At 54.2% G+C, this 17,200-nt stretch carries 14 protein-coding genes; 10 read left to right on the top strand and 4 right to left on the bottom strand.

Annotated elements, in window-relative coordinates:
- The first annotated feature begins 35 nt into the window (after positions 1 to 35).
- The 6 genes from IGQ16_RS08105 (at position 36) to IGQ16_RS08080 (ending at position 8,491) form a co-directional block, all read left to right on the top strand.
- Positions 36 to 398 carry a response regulator gene (locus IGQ16_RS08105; RefSeq protein WP_041429325.1) on the top strand — a complete coding sequence of 121 codons (363 nt, stop codon included), beginning with the start codon at positions 36 to 38 and terminating at the stop codon, positions 396 to 398.
- The gene (locus IGQ16_RS08100) at positions 395 to 943 is read left to right on the top strand and encodes a chemotaxis protein CheW (protein WP_051372864.1); all 549 of its coding nucleotides are present in this window, start codon (positions 395 to 397) and stop codon (positions 941 to 943) included. The genes IGQ16_RS08105 and IGQ16_RS08100 overlap by 4 nt, the downstream gene beginning before the upstream one ends.
- Positions 944 to 976: 33 nt before the next feature.
- A complete protein-coding gene (locus IGQ16_RS08095) occupies positions 977 to 3,787 on the top strand; it encodes a methyl-accepting chemotaxis protein (protein ID WP_297060976.1) in 2,811 nt (936 codons plus the stop codon).
- Between the two features lie 2 nt (positions 3,788 to 3,789).
- Positions 3,790 to 6,573 carry a hybrid sensor histidine kinase/response regulator gene (locus tag IGQ16_RS08090; RefSeq protein ID WP_024125962.1) on the top strand — a complete coding sequence of 928 codons (2,784 nt, stop codon included), beginning with the start codon at positions 3,790 to 3,792 and terminating at the stop codon, positions 6,571 to 6,573.
- A complete protein-coding gene (locus IGQ16_RS08085; RefSeq protein WP_024125961.1) occupies positions 6,566 to 7,057 on the top strand; it encodes a chemotaxis protein CheW in 492 nt (163 codons plus the stop codon). The genes IGQ16_RS08090 and IGQ16_RS08085 overlap by 8 nt, the downstream gene beginning before the upstream one ends.
- Positions 7,058 to 7,528: 471 nt before the next feature.
- Positions 7,529 to 8,491 (top strand): histone deacetylase, encoded by a 963-nt coding sequence (locus IGQ16_RS08080; RefSeq protein WP_255325271.1) that lies wholly within the window; start codon positions 7,529 to 7,531, stop codon positions 8,489 to 8,491.
- A gap of 102 nt (positions 8,492 to 8,593) precedes the next feature.
- Here IGQ16_RS08080 and yidD read toward each other — a convergent pair whose 3' ends face one another.
- A complete protein-coding gene (gene yidD / locus IGQ16_RS08075) occupies positions 8,594 to 8,857 on the bottom strand; it encodes a membrane protein insertion efficiency factor YidD (protein ID WP_157869819.1) in 264 nt (87 codons plus the stop codon).
- Between the two features lie 42 nt (positions 8,858 to 8,899).
- Positions 8,900 to 9,703: a precorrin-4 C(11)-methyltransferase gene (cobM, locus tag IGQ16_RS08070; RefSeq protein ID WP_051372862.1), complete on the bottom strand. Its 804-nt coding sequence runs from the start codon at positions 9,701 to 9,703 to the stop codon at positions 8,900 to 8,902.
- Between the two features lie 80 nt (positions 9,704 to 9,783).
- Between cobM and IGQ16_RS08065 the strand changes: the two genes are divergently transcribed.
- Both IGQ16_RS08065 and IGQ16_RS08060 read left to right on the top strand, forming a co-directional pair.
- Positions 9,784 to 10,383 (top strand): DJ-1/PfpI family protein, encoded by a 600-nt coding sequence (locus tag IGQ16_RS08065; RefSeq protein WP_024125957.1) that lies wholly within the window; start codon positions 9,784 to 9,786, stop codon positions 10,381 to 10,383.
- A 12-nt stretch (positions 10,384 to 10,395) separates the two neighbouring features.
- Positions 10,396 to 10,962, top strand: a complete 567-nt coding sequence (locus IGQ16_RS08060; RefSeq protein WP_024125956.1) for a hypothetical protein — start codon at positions 10,396 to 10,398, stop codon at positions 10,960 to 10,962.
- A 7-nt stretch (positions 10,963 to 10,969) separates the two neighbouring features.
- Here IGQ16_RS08060 and IGQ16_RS08055 read toward each other — a convergent pair whose 3' ends face one another.
- Positions 10,970 to 12,571, bottom strand: a complete 1,602-nt coding sequence (locus IGQ16_RS08055) for a hypothetical protein (protein ID WP_297060974.1) — start codon at positions 12,569 to 12,571, stop codon at positions 10,970 to 10,972.
- Between the two features lie 418 nt (positions 12,572 to 12,989).
- Between IGQ16_RS08055 and IGQ16_RS08050 the strand changes: the two genes are divergently transcribed.
- Positions 12,990 to 14,804 carry an ABC transporter ATP-binding protein gene (locus IGQ16_RS08050; RefSeq protein WP_297040317.1) on the top strand — a complete coding sequence of 605 codons (1,815 nt, stop codon included), beginning with the start codon at positions 12,990 to 12,992 and terminating at the stop codon, positions 14,802 to 14,804.
- Here IGQ16_RS08050 and IGQ16_RS08045 read toward each other — a convergent pair.
- Positions 14,788 to 15,948, bottom strand: a complete 1,161-nt coding sequence (locus IGQ16_RS08045) for an MFS transporter (RefSeq protein ID WP_225871815.1) — start codon at positions 15,946 to 15,948, stop codon at positions 14,788 to 14,790. The genes IGQ16_RS08050 and IGQ16_RS08045 overlap by 17 nt on opposite strands.
- Positions 15,949 to 15,989: 41 nt before the next feature.
- Between IGQ16_RS08045 and IGQ16_RS08040 the strand changes: the two genes are divergently transcribed.
- Complete coding sequence (locus IGQ16_RS08040; RefSeq protein WP_225871759.1) at positions 15,990 to 17,000, top strand: AEC family transporter; 1,011 nt, start codon at positions 15,990 to 15,992, stop codon at positions 16,998 to 17,000.
- Positions 17,001 to 17,200: the final 200 nt, after the last annotated feature.

Below are 17,200 nucleotides of genomic sequence, written 5' to 3'. Positions count from 1 at the left end.
TGATTGATTCTTTGCATTGAGATTGGGGAAGGGAAATGACGACGGTCTTGGTAGTAGAAGATGTTTCTTCGGAAATGGCACTGATTACCTCGTTTCTTCAGGAATCTGGCTATAGGGTGATTGCAGCCAGCGATGCCAAGGAGGCACTGGAGAAAATAGCTCAATATAAGCCCGATGTGGTAGTTACGGATGTGGTGATGCCAGGGATGAGCGGGTTTGAACTCTGTCGCAGTCTCAAGAAAAACCCTGAAACGGAAAAGCTTCCCATTGTTGTCTGTACGTCCAAAAACCAAGAGCTAGACCGTCTTTGGGCAATGAAGCAGGGGGCTGATGCCTATGTGACAAAGCCCTTTAGTCGTGAGGATCTGGTGCGGGCGCTGAAGTCGGTGATGGTATGACGATGCTAGGGAGAGGGCCTTGGTTCAACAGTGGTGAGGGGCAGGGCGATCGCCCCCAAGGAGCGCCCTACCTGCGTTTGGTGGTACAGGCGCAATTGAGCGCACTGCTGGCGATGGCTGAAATTCAGCAGGTGTTGGTGCTCCCACCGCAGCAACTCACGGCAATTCCCAATATGCCGGCCCTGGTAATGGGATTACTCAACTTTCGTAACCGCATTGTGTGGGTGCTGGATTTGGCCCACTTGCTCAACCTAGAGCCCCTAGAGGCAGATACATCTCTGGTGACGATTGCGCTGCTGCAAACTCCTAAGGGATACCTGGGCTTGGCGCTACAGGAAGTACGGGGAATCGTCCGACTTCCCCAGGAAGCGATTCAGTCTCCTGTGGGTACGGTGAGTGCGGCGCTGGTTCCTTACCTCAAAGGCTGCTGTCATCTAGCGGGAGAGGTAGTGTTTATCCTCGATGGGGCGGCAATTGCCGAGGGTACACTGAAGGCGATCGCGGAAAGGTCCTGCTCAAGTGTTCTTGCTGTTGATGTTGGATAGAGGTGCTATCGATACTTTTAGGATGTGCCAACCATGACAACCGCCAAACCCCCTATTGACATTCCCCCTTTACCACCCTCAGTTTTGAACTACCAACTGCCTCCCCTAGAGGAGCAGAAAGCAGCCACTAACGGTAAATCCCTTGGGAACCCCCTGCCGCCGACACCGCCACGTCGCAAATTTTGGGGGCTACGTCCAAAACTGATTACCAGTGCCGTTGCCCTAGCAACGGTGCCCATGATTGGGGTGGGTTTAGCCGCAAATGAGGTGGCCCGTCAACAGTTAATGCGTCAGGTGTTGGGGGTCCAGCAACAGGAAAGTATGGCTTCATCCCTCTCTTTTGATCAATATCTTCGCGAGCGACAGGGGGACGCAAGCACCTTGGCCTTTCTTTTGACTAGTCGCTACGGCACTGAAATTCAGCGCCGCGATCGCCGCCCACTGCAAGCCATCCTAGATCAACTGATCAAGGCCTACCCAGACTACGACAGTGCAGCAATCATTGCCAACGACGGTCAAGGAACTGTGATTGCCCAATCCACTGCTGGTAACCGTCTGGCTAACAATGTTCTCCAAAATCAGGAGTACTTTAAGCTCGCCATCCAAACGCGCAAAGCGGTTCTAACGGTTGAGCCAACGCTATCACTGCCGGAGCGCCCCTTAGGGATGTTTGCCGCAGCGCCGCTGATCAATCCGCAAAATCAGCAAATAATGGCCGTGGTGCGATTGCGAGTCCCCCGAAGCGGTGTTCACAGGGTGCTCAATATCTATGAGCAGCAAAACCAGGACTTTTATCTTGTAGAGCCGCGGGGAACAATCTTTGCTTCCTCCATCTTAGGGGTGCAAGGCAAACCCTTGGCCGCCGTCTTTCCCAAACTGGCGCAGGCGCGGAACAATAGCCCAGCCGGTAGTCTAACAGAACAACGCCGCCCCGATGGGAAAGCTCAACTTCTTGCCTACACTAGTGTTACGCAACCGTTTGCCTCCCTTATCCTGGGTCGGAACCAAGAGCAGGCCCTCAGGCCCCTGCAAAACTTGAGCTGGACACTGTTGTCTGGGGTGGTGGTCACAACAATTTTAACGGCAGCGATCGCGATTTATCTGAGCAATCGGGGAGTGCAGCCGCTGCTGCGAGCTACCAAGGCGGTGACAAAAATTGGCGAAGGGGATCTCCAAACCCGCCTACCAGTGGAGGGGGAGGATGAATTGGCCACCCTCAGCTCCACAATTAACCAAATGGCAGAACAATTAGAAAAGTTCCTCCGCGAGTCTCAACTCGCTACTCAGCGTGCTGAGCAATTGCGCGATAGTGTATTGCGTTTAACCCAACACAGCGATCGCCAGGAGATTCTCAATTGCCTCGTCAATGATGGTCGCCACCTGTTGGCGTGCGATCGCGTGATCTTCTATGAATTTGATGAGAACTATGTGGGCAAAGTTGTTGCTGAATCAGTGGGCGCAGGCTGGCCCCAAGCCCTCGAACAGGTCATTGATGATCCCTGTTTCCGGCAAAATTGGGTAGAAGCTTACACCAAGGGGCGGATACAAGCCACAACCGACATTCTCAATGCCGGTTTAACAGAGTGTCATCTCAAACAACTTGCTCCCCTCAAGGTGCGAGCCAACCTAGTGATTCCCTTAGTCGTCAGCCAAAAACTGGTGGGACTATTAATTGCCCACCAGTGCAGCGGGCCACGCCAATGGCAAGAGTCTGAAATTGATGCCGTCGTCCAGTTAACCAACCAAGCAGGATTGGTACTGGAGCGCAGCCGCTTCCTTGAGGAGATCACCGCTGCCCAAAAAGAAGCACAGCGCCTTGCTCAGGAGCAACAGCAGCGCACTGAGCGCATCCAAAGGCAGTTGATTAACCTACTCACCGAAGTGGAGGCTGCTTCCCAGGGAGATTTAACGGTACGGGCAGACATCACTGCTGATGAAATTGGGACCGTTGCCGATATTTTCAACTCCCTCATTGAAAGTCTGCGGGATGTGGTCATGGAAGTGAAAGCCACCACAGAGAAAGTGAACACAGCCCTTTTGGCCGATGAGGCGGCCATGACAGGATTGGCCGAAGAATCACTGCGCCAAGCCAAGAAGGTGAAGCGGATGCTAGAAGCGGTGGAGGCAATGTCGATCTCCATTGAATCTGTGGCCAACAGCGCCAACGAGGCGGCAGCAGTGGCGCGCAAAGCCTCAGAGCGAGCAGTCACCAGTGGTGAAACGATGGATGCCACCGTTGACAGTATCCTTCACCTGCGGGAAACCGTTGCAGAAACTGCCAAAAAGGTGAAGCGGTTGGGGGAAGCTTCGCAGCAGATTTCTAAAGTGATCTCCCTCATTAACCAGATTGCCCTGCAAACTAACCTCTTGGCCATTAATGCCAGCATTGAAGCCGCCCGCGCGGGGGAAGAGGGCCGTGGCTTTGCTGTGGTGGCAGAAGAAGTGGGGGAATTGGCGGCGCGATCGGCGGCAGCGACTCGCGAAATTGAGCAAATCGTAGAGAGCATTCAGCAGGAAACCCAGGAAGTGGTCAGTGCGATGGAAACAGGGACAGCCGAGGTGGTCGAAGGCACCCGCCTTGTGGAAGCTGCCAAGAAAAACCTCAACGAAATTGTCCAGGTATCGCAGCACATTGACGAGCTGGTGCAGTCCATTTCCCAAGCCACCGTCTCCCAAGCCCGCACAGCCAATACAGTCAATACCCTGATGCGCGATTTTGCCAAGGTCTCGGAGGAGATCTCCGCCACCTCCAAACAGATTTCTGAGTCTCTCCAAAGTACTGTGGATCGGGCTCAGGAGCTACAAAATTCTGTCAACATCTTTAAGGTGACTGCTCAGGGATAACCATGCCCGAATCTGGCGTCGAGGAAACCATCCGCCTCCAGTTTTTAGAAGAGGCCCAGGATTACCTGCAAACGATTGAGGCAGGGGTACTATGCCTCTCTCAACAGCCGGGACGGGTAGATGAGGTGCTGCGGGCAGCGCACTCCATTAAAGGCGGCGCGGCCATGATGGGCTTTACGTCCCTGAGTGAACTGGCCCATCGCCTTGAGGATTTCTTCAAGATTTTGAAATCCCGTCCCTGCGACGATATCGAGGTACAGCACCTGCTGCTCAAGACGGTAGATCAACTGCAAGCAGTTATGATCCTCTACCGTCAAGGCGTTCAACCCAATGAGGGCTGGTGGCGCACTCAGGTAGAGCCGCTTTTGAATGAGTTGCAGGGACGGTTGGGGGATCCGACGGCGGAGGATGATCTGACACTCCTCAGTGGTGAGGATGGCCAGCAGATGCGGGTGGTTCTTTTTGAAACCGAGGTAGAGGCCTGTCTGCAACGCTTGGAGACCGTGCTGCAAACCCCTGGGCAACCCTGCCTCAGGGAGGAGCTGACGATCGCCGCCCAAGAACTGGAAGCCCTCGGGCAAATGCTCGAACTCTCTCAATTTGCTGAGTTTTGTGCCTCCGTCGGTGCCTATCTGGAGCAACCCAACTGTGATGTCAGCCAGGTTGGTGCCAGCATTATTCAGCAATGGCGGCGCTGCCAAGCCCTTGTGATCACTGGGCAACTGGCGGCTTTGCCCACCCGCTTGGAAACCCCTGAAACCGAGGACGAGGATCAAACCATTATTGATTTACCGCTGGCAAACCTAAATCAGGAATTAGGGGTTGAGGACTTTGCCAGTGCCGAAGTGGAGGCTTTCTCCTTGGGGGATTTATTGTCCCCCCCACCCACCCCCACAGAGGCACCTTCCCCTGCGCCAAAAGCTGAGACTACCCCGGTGACTCCCCAGCTTCTAACCCAAGAACCCAAGGAAATGACCGTGCGGGTGCCGGGGTATCAATTGGATCAACTCGGTGATCTGATGGGGGAATTGCTCATTGAGTGTAACGGTCTGGATTTACAACGGCAACGCCTCCACACCCTACTAGCGGGTCTCAAGCAAAAAGTACGTGCCCTTGAGCGTGCCAACTTTCGTCTGCGCACAGAGTATGACCGTGTCAGTGCCCCCCATTACTTGAGTCCCCAAAACCAGCATGGCTTTGATGTCCTCGAGTTCGATCGCTACACGGATGTGCATCTGCTCTCCCAAGAGGTGATGGAAACGATTGTTCAAGTGCAGGAAATCACCACCGATCTGGAACTGAGCCTAGAGGACACCGAACGCACTGGCCGTGATCTCAACCGCACTGCCAAGCAACTTCAAGCTCGATTTACCCAAGTGCGGATGCGTCCCTTTGCCGACTTGGCCAACCGGTATCCACGGTTAGTTCGGGAACTGAGCCGCGAGCATGGCAAAAACGTCAATCTTGTGATTGAGGGCAGCCACGTTCTCATTGACCGTACTGTGTTGAGTGTCTTGGCGGATCCCCTCTTGCACCTTGTCCGCAATGCCTTTGACCATGGCATTGAACCTGCAGAGGAACGCCAAGCCCTTGGCAAACCCGCCGTGGGAACCATTACTCTAAAGGCAGCCTATCGCGGCAACCGAACCGTGATTACTGTGGCGGATGATGGCCGAGGTCTCAATCCAGAGAAAATTCGCCAAAGGGCACGGCAATTGGGCTTAGCCCAAGATTGGTTGGAAACTGCTAGCGATCGCGACCTCTGGCCACTGATTTTTGAGCCGGGCTTTTCAACGGCCGCGCAGGTGACCAGCCTCTCCGGACGCGGCGTAGGAATGGACGTCGTGCGCACTAATCTGCGTCAAATTCGCGGGGACATCCAGATCCAGAGTACTCCCGGCCAAGGGACGCAATTCACGATTACAATTCCCTACACCCTCTCAGTGGTGCGGGCGCTTTTGATAGAGGCTGCCGGCATGCTTTTGGCAGTACCAACCGAAGACATCGAAGAAATGGTGCTAGCCGATCGCTACCCTGCCATTGAAACCCTTGGCTCAACCCTCATTGACTGGGAAGGCTATCTCATTCCCTTGATTGAGCTGACCCAGATTTTTCACTTTCAGCGTCCCCATCGCCCCGTGGAAATGGAGGGAGCACCCACCATTAACGAACCAACCCTGATGATTATCAGTCAAGGGGACAGTGCCCTTGCCCTGCGGGTTGATCGCCACTGGAGCGAGCAGGAAGTCACCATTCGCCAAGTCGAAGGAGAACTAGCCCTACCCAAGGGCTTTAGTGGCTGCACAATTTTAGGAAATGGCCGCATTGTCCCCCTATTAGATCCTCTTGCTCTCTTTGATTGGTCGCAACAGGAGCGTCCCCCTGCCCCCGTGGCCAGCTCCACTGCCCCTAGGCAAGACACCGTCCTTGTGGTTGATGATTCAGTGAACGTGCGGCGTTTCCTCACCAGTACCCTCGAAAAAGCCGGCTATCGGGTTGAGCAGGCTAAAGATGGTCAGGAAGCCATTGATAAACTCCAAGGAGGACTGCAGGTCAACGCTGTGATCTGCGACATTGAAATGCCCCGCCTCGATGGGTTTGGCGTCCTCACTCAAATTCGCCGCATTCCCCAATGCCAAAACACCCCCGTGATGATGCTCACCTCCCGCACGGGTCAAAAACACCGCCAGCTTGCAGAACGCCTGGGGGCAGCGGCCTACTTTAGCAAACCCTTCCGCGAAAGTGACTTCTTGGCCACCCTTGATCAGTTGATCCACCATGCTTAAAAGCCGTCGCCGTCGCCAGAGCCAACCTGTTGTTTTAGAGCAGTTCTTGACATTTATCGTGCGCCAAGAGCAGTTTGCCGTGCCGATGGCACAGGCCTATCGAGTGATTCCGTTACCCCCTATTCACGGCGATCCATACCAGCGGGGTATTGGCCTTGTCACCTATGAGAATCGGGAAATTTTAGTTATTGATATTGGCCGCTGTCTCTTTGATGCCCCCCTTTCAACCTCAGAAACCGAAAAGCTCAGGTTTTTGCTTATCCTCCAACCCCGACAGGAATGGCTTGGCCTGCCCCTCACAGACCCCCCCATGATTGAGCGCATTCCCCAGGAGGCCATTCATCCGATTCCCCGCAACTATCTCCACTGGGGAAGTATTCACAACGTTAGCTCCCTCATGGTCACCCATCAAGGCGACCAGGAGCTCCCTCCCATCTTTATCGTGGATATTGAGCAGGTCCTGCATACCCTAAAAACTCGATAGTCTGACTGCATTCCTGGATGTGCTAGATGCATCTGGAGGTGAACCAGCCATGGATACGCTGTATGAAACCAACTTTTATCCGTGGATGCAACAGCAAGCCGCATACCTCCGCCAAGGCAACTTGAATTGCTCGATCTTGAGAACTGGCGTGAGGAGATTGACTCCTTGGGCAAAAAAAGAAACGGGAATTGTGCCACTGCCTTGAAGTGTTACCCCCGTCGTGAGCAACGGCATCCCCTAGAAGGCCAGCTCAAGGAAAGCTCCAGACTCAAGCCCTACTTACGAGACTGCCCTTGACCTGGTAAAACAAGAAATGCCCTTTAATCCTGAAGCATTGCCCCAAACCTGCCCCTTTTTGGAAGCGCAAATTTTTGAGGAACTGCTCGACCTCTGGCCTTAGCCAATAGGCTCTATCTCTTGCCAATCAACCATGGGCAGATCTAGACTTGGGGCAGATCTGGACTTGGTTAAATGATGTTTTCCCCTGTCTTTATCTATAGCGATCGCTTCCTAGAACATCGCTGCCCTCAGTTTCACTTTGAGCGGCCCGAACGCCTGTTAGCCATTTGTCGGCATTTGCAAGCCGCATTTCCAGCAGCAGAGTGGCGCGAACCCACCCCTGTCGCAGAAGGCTTGACCCCTTGGCTAGAAAAGATCCACAGTCCGGTGTACTTAGACCAATTAGCCCAAATGGCCGCAGCAGGGGGTGGCTGGTTAGATCCCGATACCTACCTCAATGACCAGAGCGATCGCGTGGCACGGTTAGCCGTACAGGCTTGGCTCGATGGGGTAGATCTGGCTCTACAGCGACAGCAAGCGATTTTTGTTTTGGCGCGTCCCCCCGGCCACCATGCCCTCCGGGAGCGGGGAATGGGGTTTTGCCTGTTGGCGAATGGGGCGATCGCTGGCCATTATGCTCTCAGTTTGCCGGGGATAAGACGAGTGGCAATTCTCGATTGGGATGTCCACCACGGCAATGGTACCCAAGCACTGGTTCAAGACAATCCTCAGATCGCCTATTGTTCGCTCCATGAGTTTCCCGCCTATCCCTACACCGGTGATGGGGGCGATCGCGGGCGCTACAACAACGTCCTCAACTTACCCATGCCGACAGGTTCCAATGGAGAAGCCTATCGAGCCGCATTTCAAGATCAAGTTATGCCCTTTTTGTGGCAATTTAACCCAGATTTACTCATTATCAGTGCGGGGTATGATGCCCACCGTGAGGATCCTCTTTCCAGTATTGAACTAGAGGATGCCGATTATGGCTGGATGATGCACCAGTGCTTACAGATTACTCACCGCATTGTTATTGGTTTAGAGGGAGGATACAACCTTGATGCTTTGGGGCGATCGCTTGTTGCTACAGTACAAGCGGCGGTTCTCGACAATGCCGCCATAGGACCTCCTCATGAAGGGCAAGGCAGCGTTTAGCAACAACCGCATCGGCAAATATCGTCACTGCGTCTGCAGGAGCTTGGGCACCTGGGAGTGGGAGAGGGCTGGCCTTCAGTTGGGGATTCCGAGGACTGGCGTCTATTGCCCATAATTATCAGGATTGTCAGGCGGCTCCTCCAAGTGTGGCACAGGGTCATAGCCAGCCGCTGCAAAGGGGTGGCAGCGCAAAATGCGGCGAATGGCCAGATAAGTTCCCCTTACAGCCCCAAAGCGGGCGATCGCCTCAACTGCATAGGCAGAACAAGTGGGCGTATAGCGGCACGTGGGCAACAATAGCGGTGAAATCCAGCGTTGATAAAGGCGAATCAAAACAATCAGTGCTTTACTGAGCCAGTTACCCACCGTATTTACCAACAACATCCTTACAGGAAATTGTACACAGCCTTAATGAGAGCGAAACAGGTGATAGTGTTCTGGACTATAGAGACAGGAGCGCCAGGCATCACTGCCCTGCTGTTGCACCGCCAAGGCTGGACTGATCAAGTAGAGGGTCGTGCGGGTCAATCGCTGTTGCTGACTAAACGTCGCCATGTCCACCAAGGGAACCAGCCACAACTGCTCATCGGGCCATCCCAAGCGGTAGCCGACAGCAACCAGCGTCTCTGGGGGATAGTGCTGGAGCAGATCTTGCTGGGCACGCTGGACATAATTCGCACTCAGATAAAGACACAAGCTGGCTTTGTGGGCGGCTAAACTGGCTAATTCTTCTGTTGGCGGGACTCGCGTACGGCCACTGGCACGGGTGAGGATAATTGTCTGTACCAATTCAGGCAGGGTGAGTTCGGCCTTGAGGCGAGCAGCAGCCAATTGATAGGCACTAATGCCGGGGACAACTTCAACGGCAATGCCTGCTTCCGCTAGGCGGCAGATCTGCTCATGAATGGCACTGTAGAGGCTGGGATCGCCCGATTGCAACCGCACTACTTTCTTCCCCGCCTGCACCGCTTCAACCATCAGTGGAATGATTTCTTCCAAGGTCATTGCAGCTGTGGGAATACAGATGGCACTCGGCGGCGCAAACTGCAAAATCCCAGTCGGCACTAAGGAATCGGCATAGAGAATCACATCGGCCTCTTGAAGGAGTCGTTGCCCCTTGAGGGTAAGCAATTCTGGATCGCCCGGGCCAGCACCCACAAAGTAAACCCCAGCAGCAGTATTCCTACTTATCACGACAGTGCACCGGATCATTCCCCTTACTCAGATTAACGGTTGCAGGGGGCACCGTTATGTCAGGATCAAACATAGGTCCATGCGAGAGGCAAACAATCATGAGTGGCAAACGCATTCTGATGCTCGTGGGCGACTACGTCGAAGACTACGAAGTGATGGTCCCCTTCCAAGCCTTACAAATGGTGGGTCATACCGTGCATGCCGTCTGTCCGGATAAAGTGGCTGGCGACAGCGTGCGCACAGCCGTTCACGATTTTGAAGGGGATCAAACCTACAGTGAGAAACGGGGGCATAATTTTACACTCAATGCCACCTTTACAGAGATTGACCCCACAACCTACGATGCCCTAGTGGTGCCGGGAGGACGGGCCCCAGAATACTTGCGCCTCAATCCACAGGTACTGGAAATCACCAAGCACTTTGGCGAGACCCAAAAACCCATTGCCGCGATTTGTCACGGGCTGCAACTCTTGGCAGCAGCGGGTGTGCTGGCTGGCAAAACCTGTACGGCCTATCCTGCCTGTGGTCCTGAGGTCGTCAGTGCCGGCGGCAAGTTTACCAATGTGGCAGCGGATGCGGTGGTGGTAGATGGCAATCTGGTTACGGCACCGGCTTGGCCTGCCCATCCGCGGTGGTTGGCAGCATTTTTGGAGGTTTTAGGCACCAAGATTAATCCTCAGCCCTCAGCAGCCCTTTAGGATGACTGTGGCATGGCGATCGCCCTTAGCCAAATTGCCCATTATCTCCAGCGGCACCAACTGAACTATCGGTTGAATGCGCCCAACCACCAAATTATTACCGGCGTCAATGGTGATCACCTTGAGCGATTTATCGTTGTCATTGAGTTAGATGAGGGGGGCGAGTTCTTTAAGCTCTATGCCCCCAATCTCTTGCCCGGCATTAAAAACCACCCCTTTCGGGATGCCATTTTACAAACGCTGCTGTGCATTTCGTGGCAGACAAAAATGCTGCAGTGGGAGTACGATCCCAAGGCGGGTGAAGTGCGGGCGATGATTGAATTCCCCATTGAGGACAGCACCCTGACCGAACGGCAATTTTTTCGCTGCTTGGGGGCACTCGTGGAAATCGTTGACAATACGGTGCCGCGGCTGCGGCAGTTGGTTCAACAAGACCCTTTCCCTCCAGATGCGGATCTAGCCATGGGTGAACGCCTACTGCTGACGATTCAGGAAGAGGCACCGGGGCTATTGGATCTCATCGCCCAAGCCCTTGAAGCTCGTCGCCAACGGGGTCAGATAAATCATTTAGATTTTTAGATTTGGGTTAGGACCCAGGGGGAGCCTGGCGTGCGTAGAAGCGGCCATGCTTTACTTCAATCAATCCCTGACACTTCTGGCAGCTAAAGCGCCAGAGCTTACCCACAGGAATTTTTAGAGGCTGATGACAATGGGGGCACTCACCACTCCACACTTCCTCATCCCCAAGCATCCACATACTGCCCACAACCATCGGCAAGCCAATAATCATTCCTAACCCCGTAGCACAAAAGCCTAACCCCATAACCATCCCAGCAATACCTGCCACCTTTGACTGGTCATCGCGGGGCACTTTTTCAATTGTTGGCGTGGTGTAAATTTCCTCTTCAGAGGCGGGCGGTGGGGGTTCTGTGGTGGCCGGGGGTTCCTGTGTCTTATCTGCCTTAATTTGCTGCGCAGGCTCGGCCTCTAACCAAGGATCCCGTAGAGGCGGGTAGCTAACGGGTTCTTGAGCTTGGGGGGCTGTGGGTGCAGGGGGCAAAGTGTCTGGGGCGGCCCAAGGATCCGCAACAACGGAGGCAGCGTCTAGGGCGATCGCCCCCTCAGGCGAGGATTCAGCTGCAGCGGCTATCTCAGAGGTGATTGCGGTTGGTGGGCTGATCTCAGTCTCTAAGGCTTCTAGGGCGGCAATCTCCTCAGTCGTCGGTTCTGGGAAGTCGTATGCCTCAGGGGTTGATTGTTCTAAGGTGGCCTCAAAAAACGCCAGTGGGGGTTCGGGTATTTCAGCAACACTGTCTGGGGTTTCTGGTGGTGCAGTGCTCTGTTCTAGGGACGCTGGGGGTGGTTCAGCAGGAGCCTCGAGGACTGGCAATTCCCCCGAGCATCCATTAAGGGTATCGGATTCCGTGCCTTCTTCTTGAAAGGAGGGCAGCTCAATGGCGGCTGTCAGTTCTTCACTGTCAAAACTGGCATCTGGCGATTCTGAGGGGGAGTTGGGGTCAAAGGCGGCAGCTAAATCTGCCAAGCTAATGTCCTCATCAGGATCAATTTCTGGAACTTCATCTAGGAAACTCTCTTGCGGCCCACTGATCGGTTCTGCCACTATCCCCTCCTCAGCATTTTCAGTGACTGGCTCTAGGGGGGGAGCTGCTTCAGGGGCAACAATATCCCCCGGTGTCGTCTCTACTGGAATGGGCTGTTCCTCTTCTTGGGGCGATCGCGCCACAGCATCCTGACCTTCAGATGTAGAAGGCGCCTCGGAGGTCATAAAAGTGGACATCAAATCCCGCAGTGTCGGTTCAGGCGGGGATGGCTCAGGGGGTGCTGTTTCAGGGGACCATGGATCGGCGATCGCCGGCAGCGGGGGTTGAACGGCAGGCATGACCTGTAATGCAAAATGAGTTTCCCAGAGGGGGACGCCCAACACCCGTGACTCAATGAAAACCCGTTGAATCTCTGGCAAGTGCAATTTTTCTAAGGCGGTGCGGATCAGGGTTGCGGCTGCCGCTTGATTGAGCATTTTTTCTGAATGCAGGGTGATCATTAGCTCCTCGGCCTGACGCACCACCGTGGCCTTTACCCGCTTGGGCAAGAGGACGGCATTCAGCAGTGTGGCAATGGCGCGGGGGTCGCCCTGCCGCGCAATATCGAGCAAACGGGAGTCACTCATAAACGGATGAATGGAATCAACTGGGGTGCCGCTCCTTCTAGCCTACTGCGATTTCAAGAGAGTGATGGCTGACTGCTCGCGATCACTCCCCTATCCTATCTACCAAAGCGCAGTGCAATCTATACCCTAAATCTAGAGCCGCTGCAAAGCTTGGAAAAAATCCCTTCGGCATCAAGGACATCCATACCCTTTTCTGAAGCGGCGGCTACAGGATCCTTGATTTGTGTGTTACCCTTTCGGCGTAACTTACCTTTTCGGGGATTTCAGTGGGGCTATGCGGGGGATAGAATAGCCCGAACTACTCTTAGTCTAGCTAAGGGATGGCTAAATGACAACCCACTGGAGCGTGTAAATTGTTACAAACAATTGCGAGTGCGCCCTAGACTGGGAAAAAGAGGTTCACAAGTTTTAGCAGGGCATGACAGCAGCAACACGCTCTACGGATTGGCAACTTTTACAACGACTGATTCCTTACCTTAAGCCCTATCGCTGGGGACTGCTAGGCAGTGGCCTGCTTTTGATTCCCTTGGCGGCAGCAGCAGCATTACAACCGATCATTATTGGTCAGGCGATCGCCCTCCTTAAGGGGGAAGAGAGTACCTACAGCTTTTTGAAAGCCTTAACGCTGACCCAAGGGATTGATCTACTGAGCATTGCACTGTTGGTGACCGTGGTACTGCGCTTTGGGGTGCAGGCAGCTCAGGGGTACTGGATCCAAAAAATTGGCCAAAACATTACTGCCGATATTCGCGATGACTTATTTGACCACGTACTGCGGCTCTCCTCCCGCTTCTTTGACCGCACTCCCGTCGGTAAGCTCATTACCCGCTTGACCAGTGATGTGGATGCCTTGGGGGATGTGTTTGCCACTGGCGCTGTGGGGGTTCTCAGTGATGTCTTCTCGATGCTGGTGGTCATCCTGACGATGTTTTTCATTGACCGCCTGCTGGCAACGCTGCTGCTGGCCTTGGTTCTGCCGATCGCTGCCCTGATTATCTATTTTCAACATTGCTATCGCGTCGCCAACTACAAGTCCCGCGAGGAGCTGTCGCTACTGAATGCCGATCTGCAGGAAAACATCGTTGGCATTACAGTGGTGCAATTGTTTCGCCGTGAGGCTTTTAATAGTCAACTGTTTCGGCGGCGCAATCAACGCTACATCAAAGAGGTGGATCGGACAATTTTCTATGATTCAGCGGTATCGGCGACCTTAGAGTGGATTGCCTTTGTGGCGATCGCGGGGGTTCTCTGGCTCGGCGGTGGCTTGGTGCAGCAGCGCACGATTGACTTTGGCACCTTAGCCACATTTATCCTCTTTTCGCAGCGCGTCTTTGATCCATTGCGGCAGTTGGCGGAGAAATTTACCATCGTGCAAGCGGGCTTAACCGCCATTGAGCGCATCCATGATCTGCTTTTAGAACCCATTGAAATTCAGGATCCCGATCGCACCTTTTTGCGCTTGCCCCAGACAGAAAATACAGCGGCTGCCGTTGAGTTTCGTGATGTCTGGCTGGCCTACAAAGACGATGACTATGTCCTCAAGCAGCTTTCCTTTCAAATTCATGCTGGCGAGAAAGTGGCCATTGTTGGCCCCACAGGGGCGGGCAAAAGTTCGATTATTCGCTTGCTCTGTCGTCTTTATGATCCAACGCGCGGTGAAGTCCTCGTTGGTGGTCGCAATGTGCGCGACTTTAGCCAAGCAGAACTGCGGCAGCACATTGGCGTGATTTTGCAGGAGAGCTTTCTCTTTTCTGGGGATATCAAAAGCAACATTGCCCTTGGCGACAACTACACCCTTGCCGACATTCAGCGGGTGGCCGCAGAAATGAATATTGCTGAGTTCATTGAGCAGTTGCCCCAAGGCTATGACACTCCCCTGCGGCAGCGGGGCACAAATCTCTCGGCAGGGCAGCGACAACTTTTGGCCTTTGCGCGGGTCGCCATTCGCAATCCAGAAATTCTTGTCCTTGATGAGGCAACGGCCAATTTGGATGTGGGCACCGAGGTAATGATTCAGGAGGCCTTGAACCGTCTCTTGGTGAATCGAACCGCAATTATTATTGCCCACCGCCTCGCCACAATCCGCCATGTAGATCGCATTTTTGTGCTCAAACGGGGACAACTGGTGGAGCAGGGCACCCACAGTGAACTGTTGGCTCGCAATGGCGTGTACGCCCATCTCTACCGGTTGCAGGCCCTCACCGAAGAAGTAGCCCCTAAACAGGAAGCCTAGACCCTTGCCTCACCCACAATAACAGCGTCAGCCCCAGGAGTTGCAGCACCACCGACACCAGTACCAACAGCCCCAAGGAGCGATCGTAGAGCACCCCCATGAGCCAACTTCCTAGAAACCAGGCTAAACCATAGCCAGTGGCAAAGATACCATAGGCCGACCCCCGCCGTTCTGGTGGAACGAGGTTGGCGACGATCGCCCGCACAATAGATTCTTGAGCACCCATCCCAATGCCCCACAGAACCATGCCCCAAATTACCGCAGAACTGAGGAAAACCAAGGGCGCAAAGCCCACTGACAGCACCACAGCAAGGATCAAGGCCATGATGCCAATGCGATCCAGTAAGTACCCAAAGAGCAGGGCCGCCACCGCATCAACCCCCATTGCCAGAGCATAGAGCAGCGGAATTTGACTGGTTTGCAGACTGTTTCCCTGCTGTAAGTGAAAGGCAATTAAGGGAAAATCCACATAACCCCCACCCAGAAAGGCCACGGCCAATAGATAAATCCAAAATAGCGTTGGTAGTCTTTTGGTATCGAGATCTTGAATCACTGTTTCAAAATTCCGTGGCTCTGGGTACTGCCGCTGCGTCGCCAGCAAAACGACCAAACCAATCAGAGCAGGGATGGCGAGGATAGCAAAACTCCATTGATAGTGCTGGGTGAGGGCAAAGACCCCAGCCACCATCAGCGGTCCAACAACGGCACCAATTTGATCCATCGCTTCATGGAGGCCAAAGCCAAGGCCACGCCCCACTTGGCTAGCACCATAGGAGAGCAAAACATCGCGGGGGGGTGTACGAATCGCTTTGCCAGTGCGCTCAGCAATCATGAATCCCCCTAGGACTTCCCAACGATTGGCCAAGGCCATCAGGGGCACAGCGATGGTATTGATGGCGTAACCGAGGGTGGTAATGCGCCAATAGGCACGGGTGCGATCGCTCACATAGCCAATCACAAGACGCAGACCGTAGCCAATGAATTCCCCCAAGCCAGCCACTAAGCCGACAACGGTACCACTGGCGCCTAAGACCCCTAAATAGACCCCCGTGAGACTGCGTGCGCCTTCGTAGGTGGCATCGGCACACAGGGAGACAACTCCCAGTAGCACCACAAAACTCAGGGCTGATCCTCTTTTGCCCAGCATGCTTAACTTCTCCTTGCCAGAATGTTCACAGTATAGTGATGAGGAATTGTGAACGGGCGATCGCGATGGCGGATGCACTCAGCGCAGCTAGCCCCTTAGTTATTTGGACAAGTCTGGGGTTCATCTGTGGCCGTTGGTTGCCGGCAGTGATTCCCCAATGGTTGGGACGCGGCCTTTATTGGGTGGGGGTACCCATTCAAATTTTTGCCTTGGTGCGGCACACCAACTTCGCAGGACTCATTTGGTTGGCACCGGTGCTGGCCTTTGTGGCGCTCATTGTCGGCTATATCCTTGCCCAGGGCCTCTACAATTTGCAGAAGCACTACTTTCAACCCCAGTGGCTCCAATACACCCCTCCCTTCCTAACCAGTACAGTTCCGGAAGGAGAAAGTCGCCGCTTGCAGGGGAGCTATCTGATTGCCAGCATTCTCGGCAACACGGGCTTTGTCGGGTTGGGGGTTGCCATTCCTCTCCTGAGTACGACGGCATTGCCCTGGGCGACCTTCTATGCGATTACCCAAAATGCCCTCGGTACCTACGGCTTGGGTTCATTTCTTGGTCAGTACTACGGCAGAGGGAATCATCAACCTTGGTGGCAAGCTTTGGCAGTGATTCCAACGGTGCCGACCCTTTGGGCATCAGTGGCAGGATTTGCTACCCATGATCTTGCATTTCCCGAGACGATCGAAAAGTTGTGTGAGATAGATATTCACTTGGTGATTCCCCTCGCCTTTGTTCTTATAGGAATTCGCCTCAGTCGGCTCCCCGGCTGGCAGAGCTTGCGTGTGGGACTGCTGCCTATGCTGGTCAAGACGTTGTTGCTGCCACTGACGATGATGGCGATCGCCTATGGTTTGGGATTGCGGGGGGACACATTACTAGCGATCGCCATTATGGCCGGTACGCCCACCGCCTTTGCTGCCTTGATTTTGGCGGAGGAATACGAGTTGAACACCGACTTGCCCCCTGCGGTAATTGCCCTAAGTACCCTGAGTTTCGTGGCGGTGTTCCCCTTTTGGGTTGTCCTGTGCCGTCAAGTTTTAACATAGGGCTAACGAGCCTATGGTTTTGCTAAAACAGTGGCACACTGGAAATACCTGATCCATTCCTAGCCCTCTAACGAGTCTCCCTATGACTAATCCCCAAAGTCCTCCGCCACCGCCCCGTGTTCCCAATTCACCCCCGGTGCCCCCCCGTCCGCCAATGGGTGCGGCTGTTCCGCCGCTGCCCCCCCAACCGGGAATGGCGC

It is taken from the genome of Thermosynechococcus sp. M3746_W2019_013, assembly GCF_015296045.1.
Taxonomy (GTDB): domain Bacteria; phylum Cyanobacteriota; class Cyanobacteriia; order Thermosynechococcales; family Thermosynechococcaceae; genus Thermosynechococcus.
The sequence above is the reverse complement of the archived record's forward strand: the minus strand, read 5'-3'. Positions and strand labels throughout refer to the sequence as shown.

What these genes read in the sequence shown, in the direction of transcription:
- IGQ16_RS08105 (WP_041429325.1), top strand. Translation starts at nt 36, where the DNA reads ATGACGACGGTCTTGGTAGTAGAAGATGTTTCTTCGGAAATGGCACTG.
- IGQ16_RS08100 (WP_051372864.1), top strand. Translation starts at nt 395, where the DNA reads ATGACGATGCTAGGGAGAGGGCCTTGGTTCAACAGTGGTGAGGGGCAG.
- IGQ16_RS08095 (WP_297060976.1), top strand. Translation starts at nt 977, where the DNA reads ATGACAACCGCCAAACCCCCTATTGACATTCCCCCTTTACCACCCTCA.
- IGQ16_RS08090 (WP_024125962.1), top strand. Translation starts at nt 3,790, where the DNA reads ATGCCCGAATCTGGCGTCGAGGAAACCATCCGCCTCCAGTTTTTAGAA.
- IGQ16_RS08085 (WP_024125961.1), top strand. Translation starts at nt 6,566, where the DNA reads ATGCTTAAAAGCCGTCGCCGTCGCCAGAGCCAACCTGTTGTTTTAGAG.
- IGQ16_RS08080 (WP_255325271.1), top strand. Translation starts at nt 7,529, where the DNA reads ATGATGTTTTCCCCTGTCTTTATCTATAGCGATCGCTTCCTAGAACAT.
- cobM (WP_051372862.1), bottom strand. Translation starts at nt 9,703, where the DNA reads ATGATCCGGTGCACTGTCGTGATAAGTAGGAATACTGCTGCTGGGGTT.
- IGQ16_RS08065 (WP_024125957.1), top strand. Translation starts at nt 9,784, where the DNA reads ATGAGTGGCAAACGCATTCTGATGCTCGTGGGCGACTACGTCGAAGAC.
- IGQ16_RS08060 (WP_024125956.1), top strand. Translation starts at nt 10,396, where the DNA reads ATGGCGATCGCCCTTAGCCAAATTGCCCATTATCTCCAGCGGCACCAA.
- IGQ16_RS08055 (WP_297060974.1), bottom strand. Translation starts at nt 12,571, where the DNA reads ATGAGTGACTCCCGTTTGCTCGATATTGCGCGGCAGGGCGACCCCCGC.
- IGQ16_RS08050 (WP_297040317.1), top strand. Translation starts at nt 12,990, where the DNA reads ATGACAGCAGCAACACGCTCTACGGATTGGCAACTTTTACAACGACTG.
- IGQ16_RS08040 (WP_225871759.1), top strand. Translation starts at nt 15,990, where the DNA reads ATGAGGAATTGTGAACGGGCGATCGCGATGGCGGATGCACTCAGCGCA.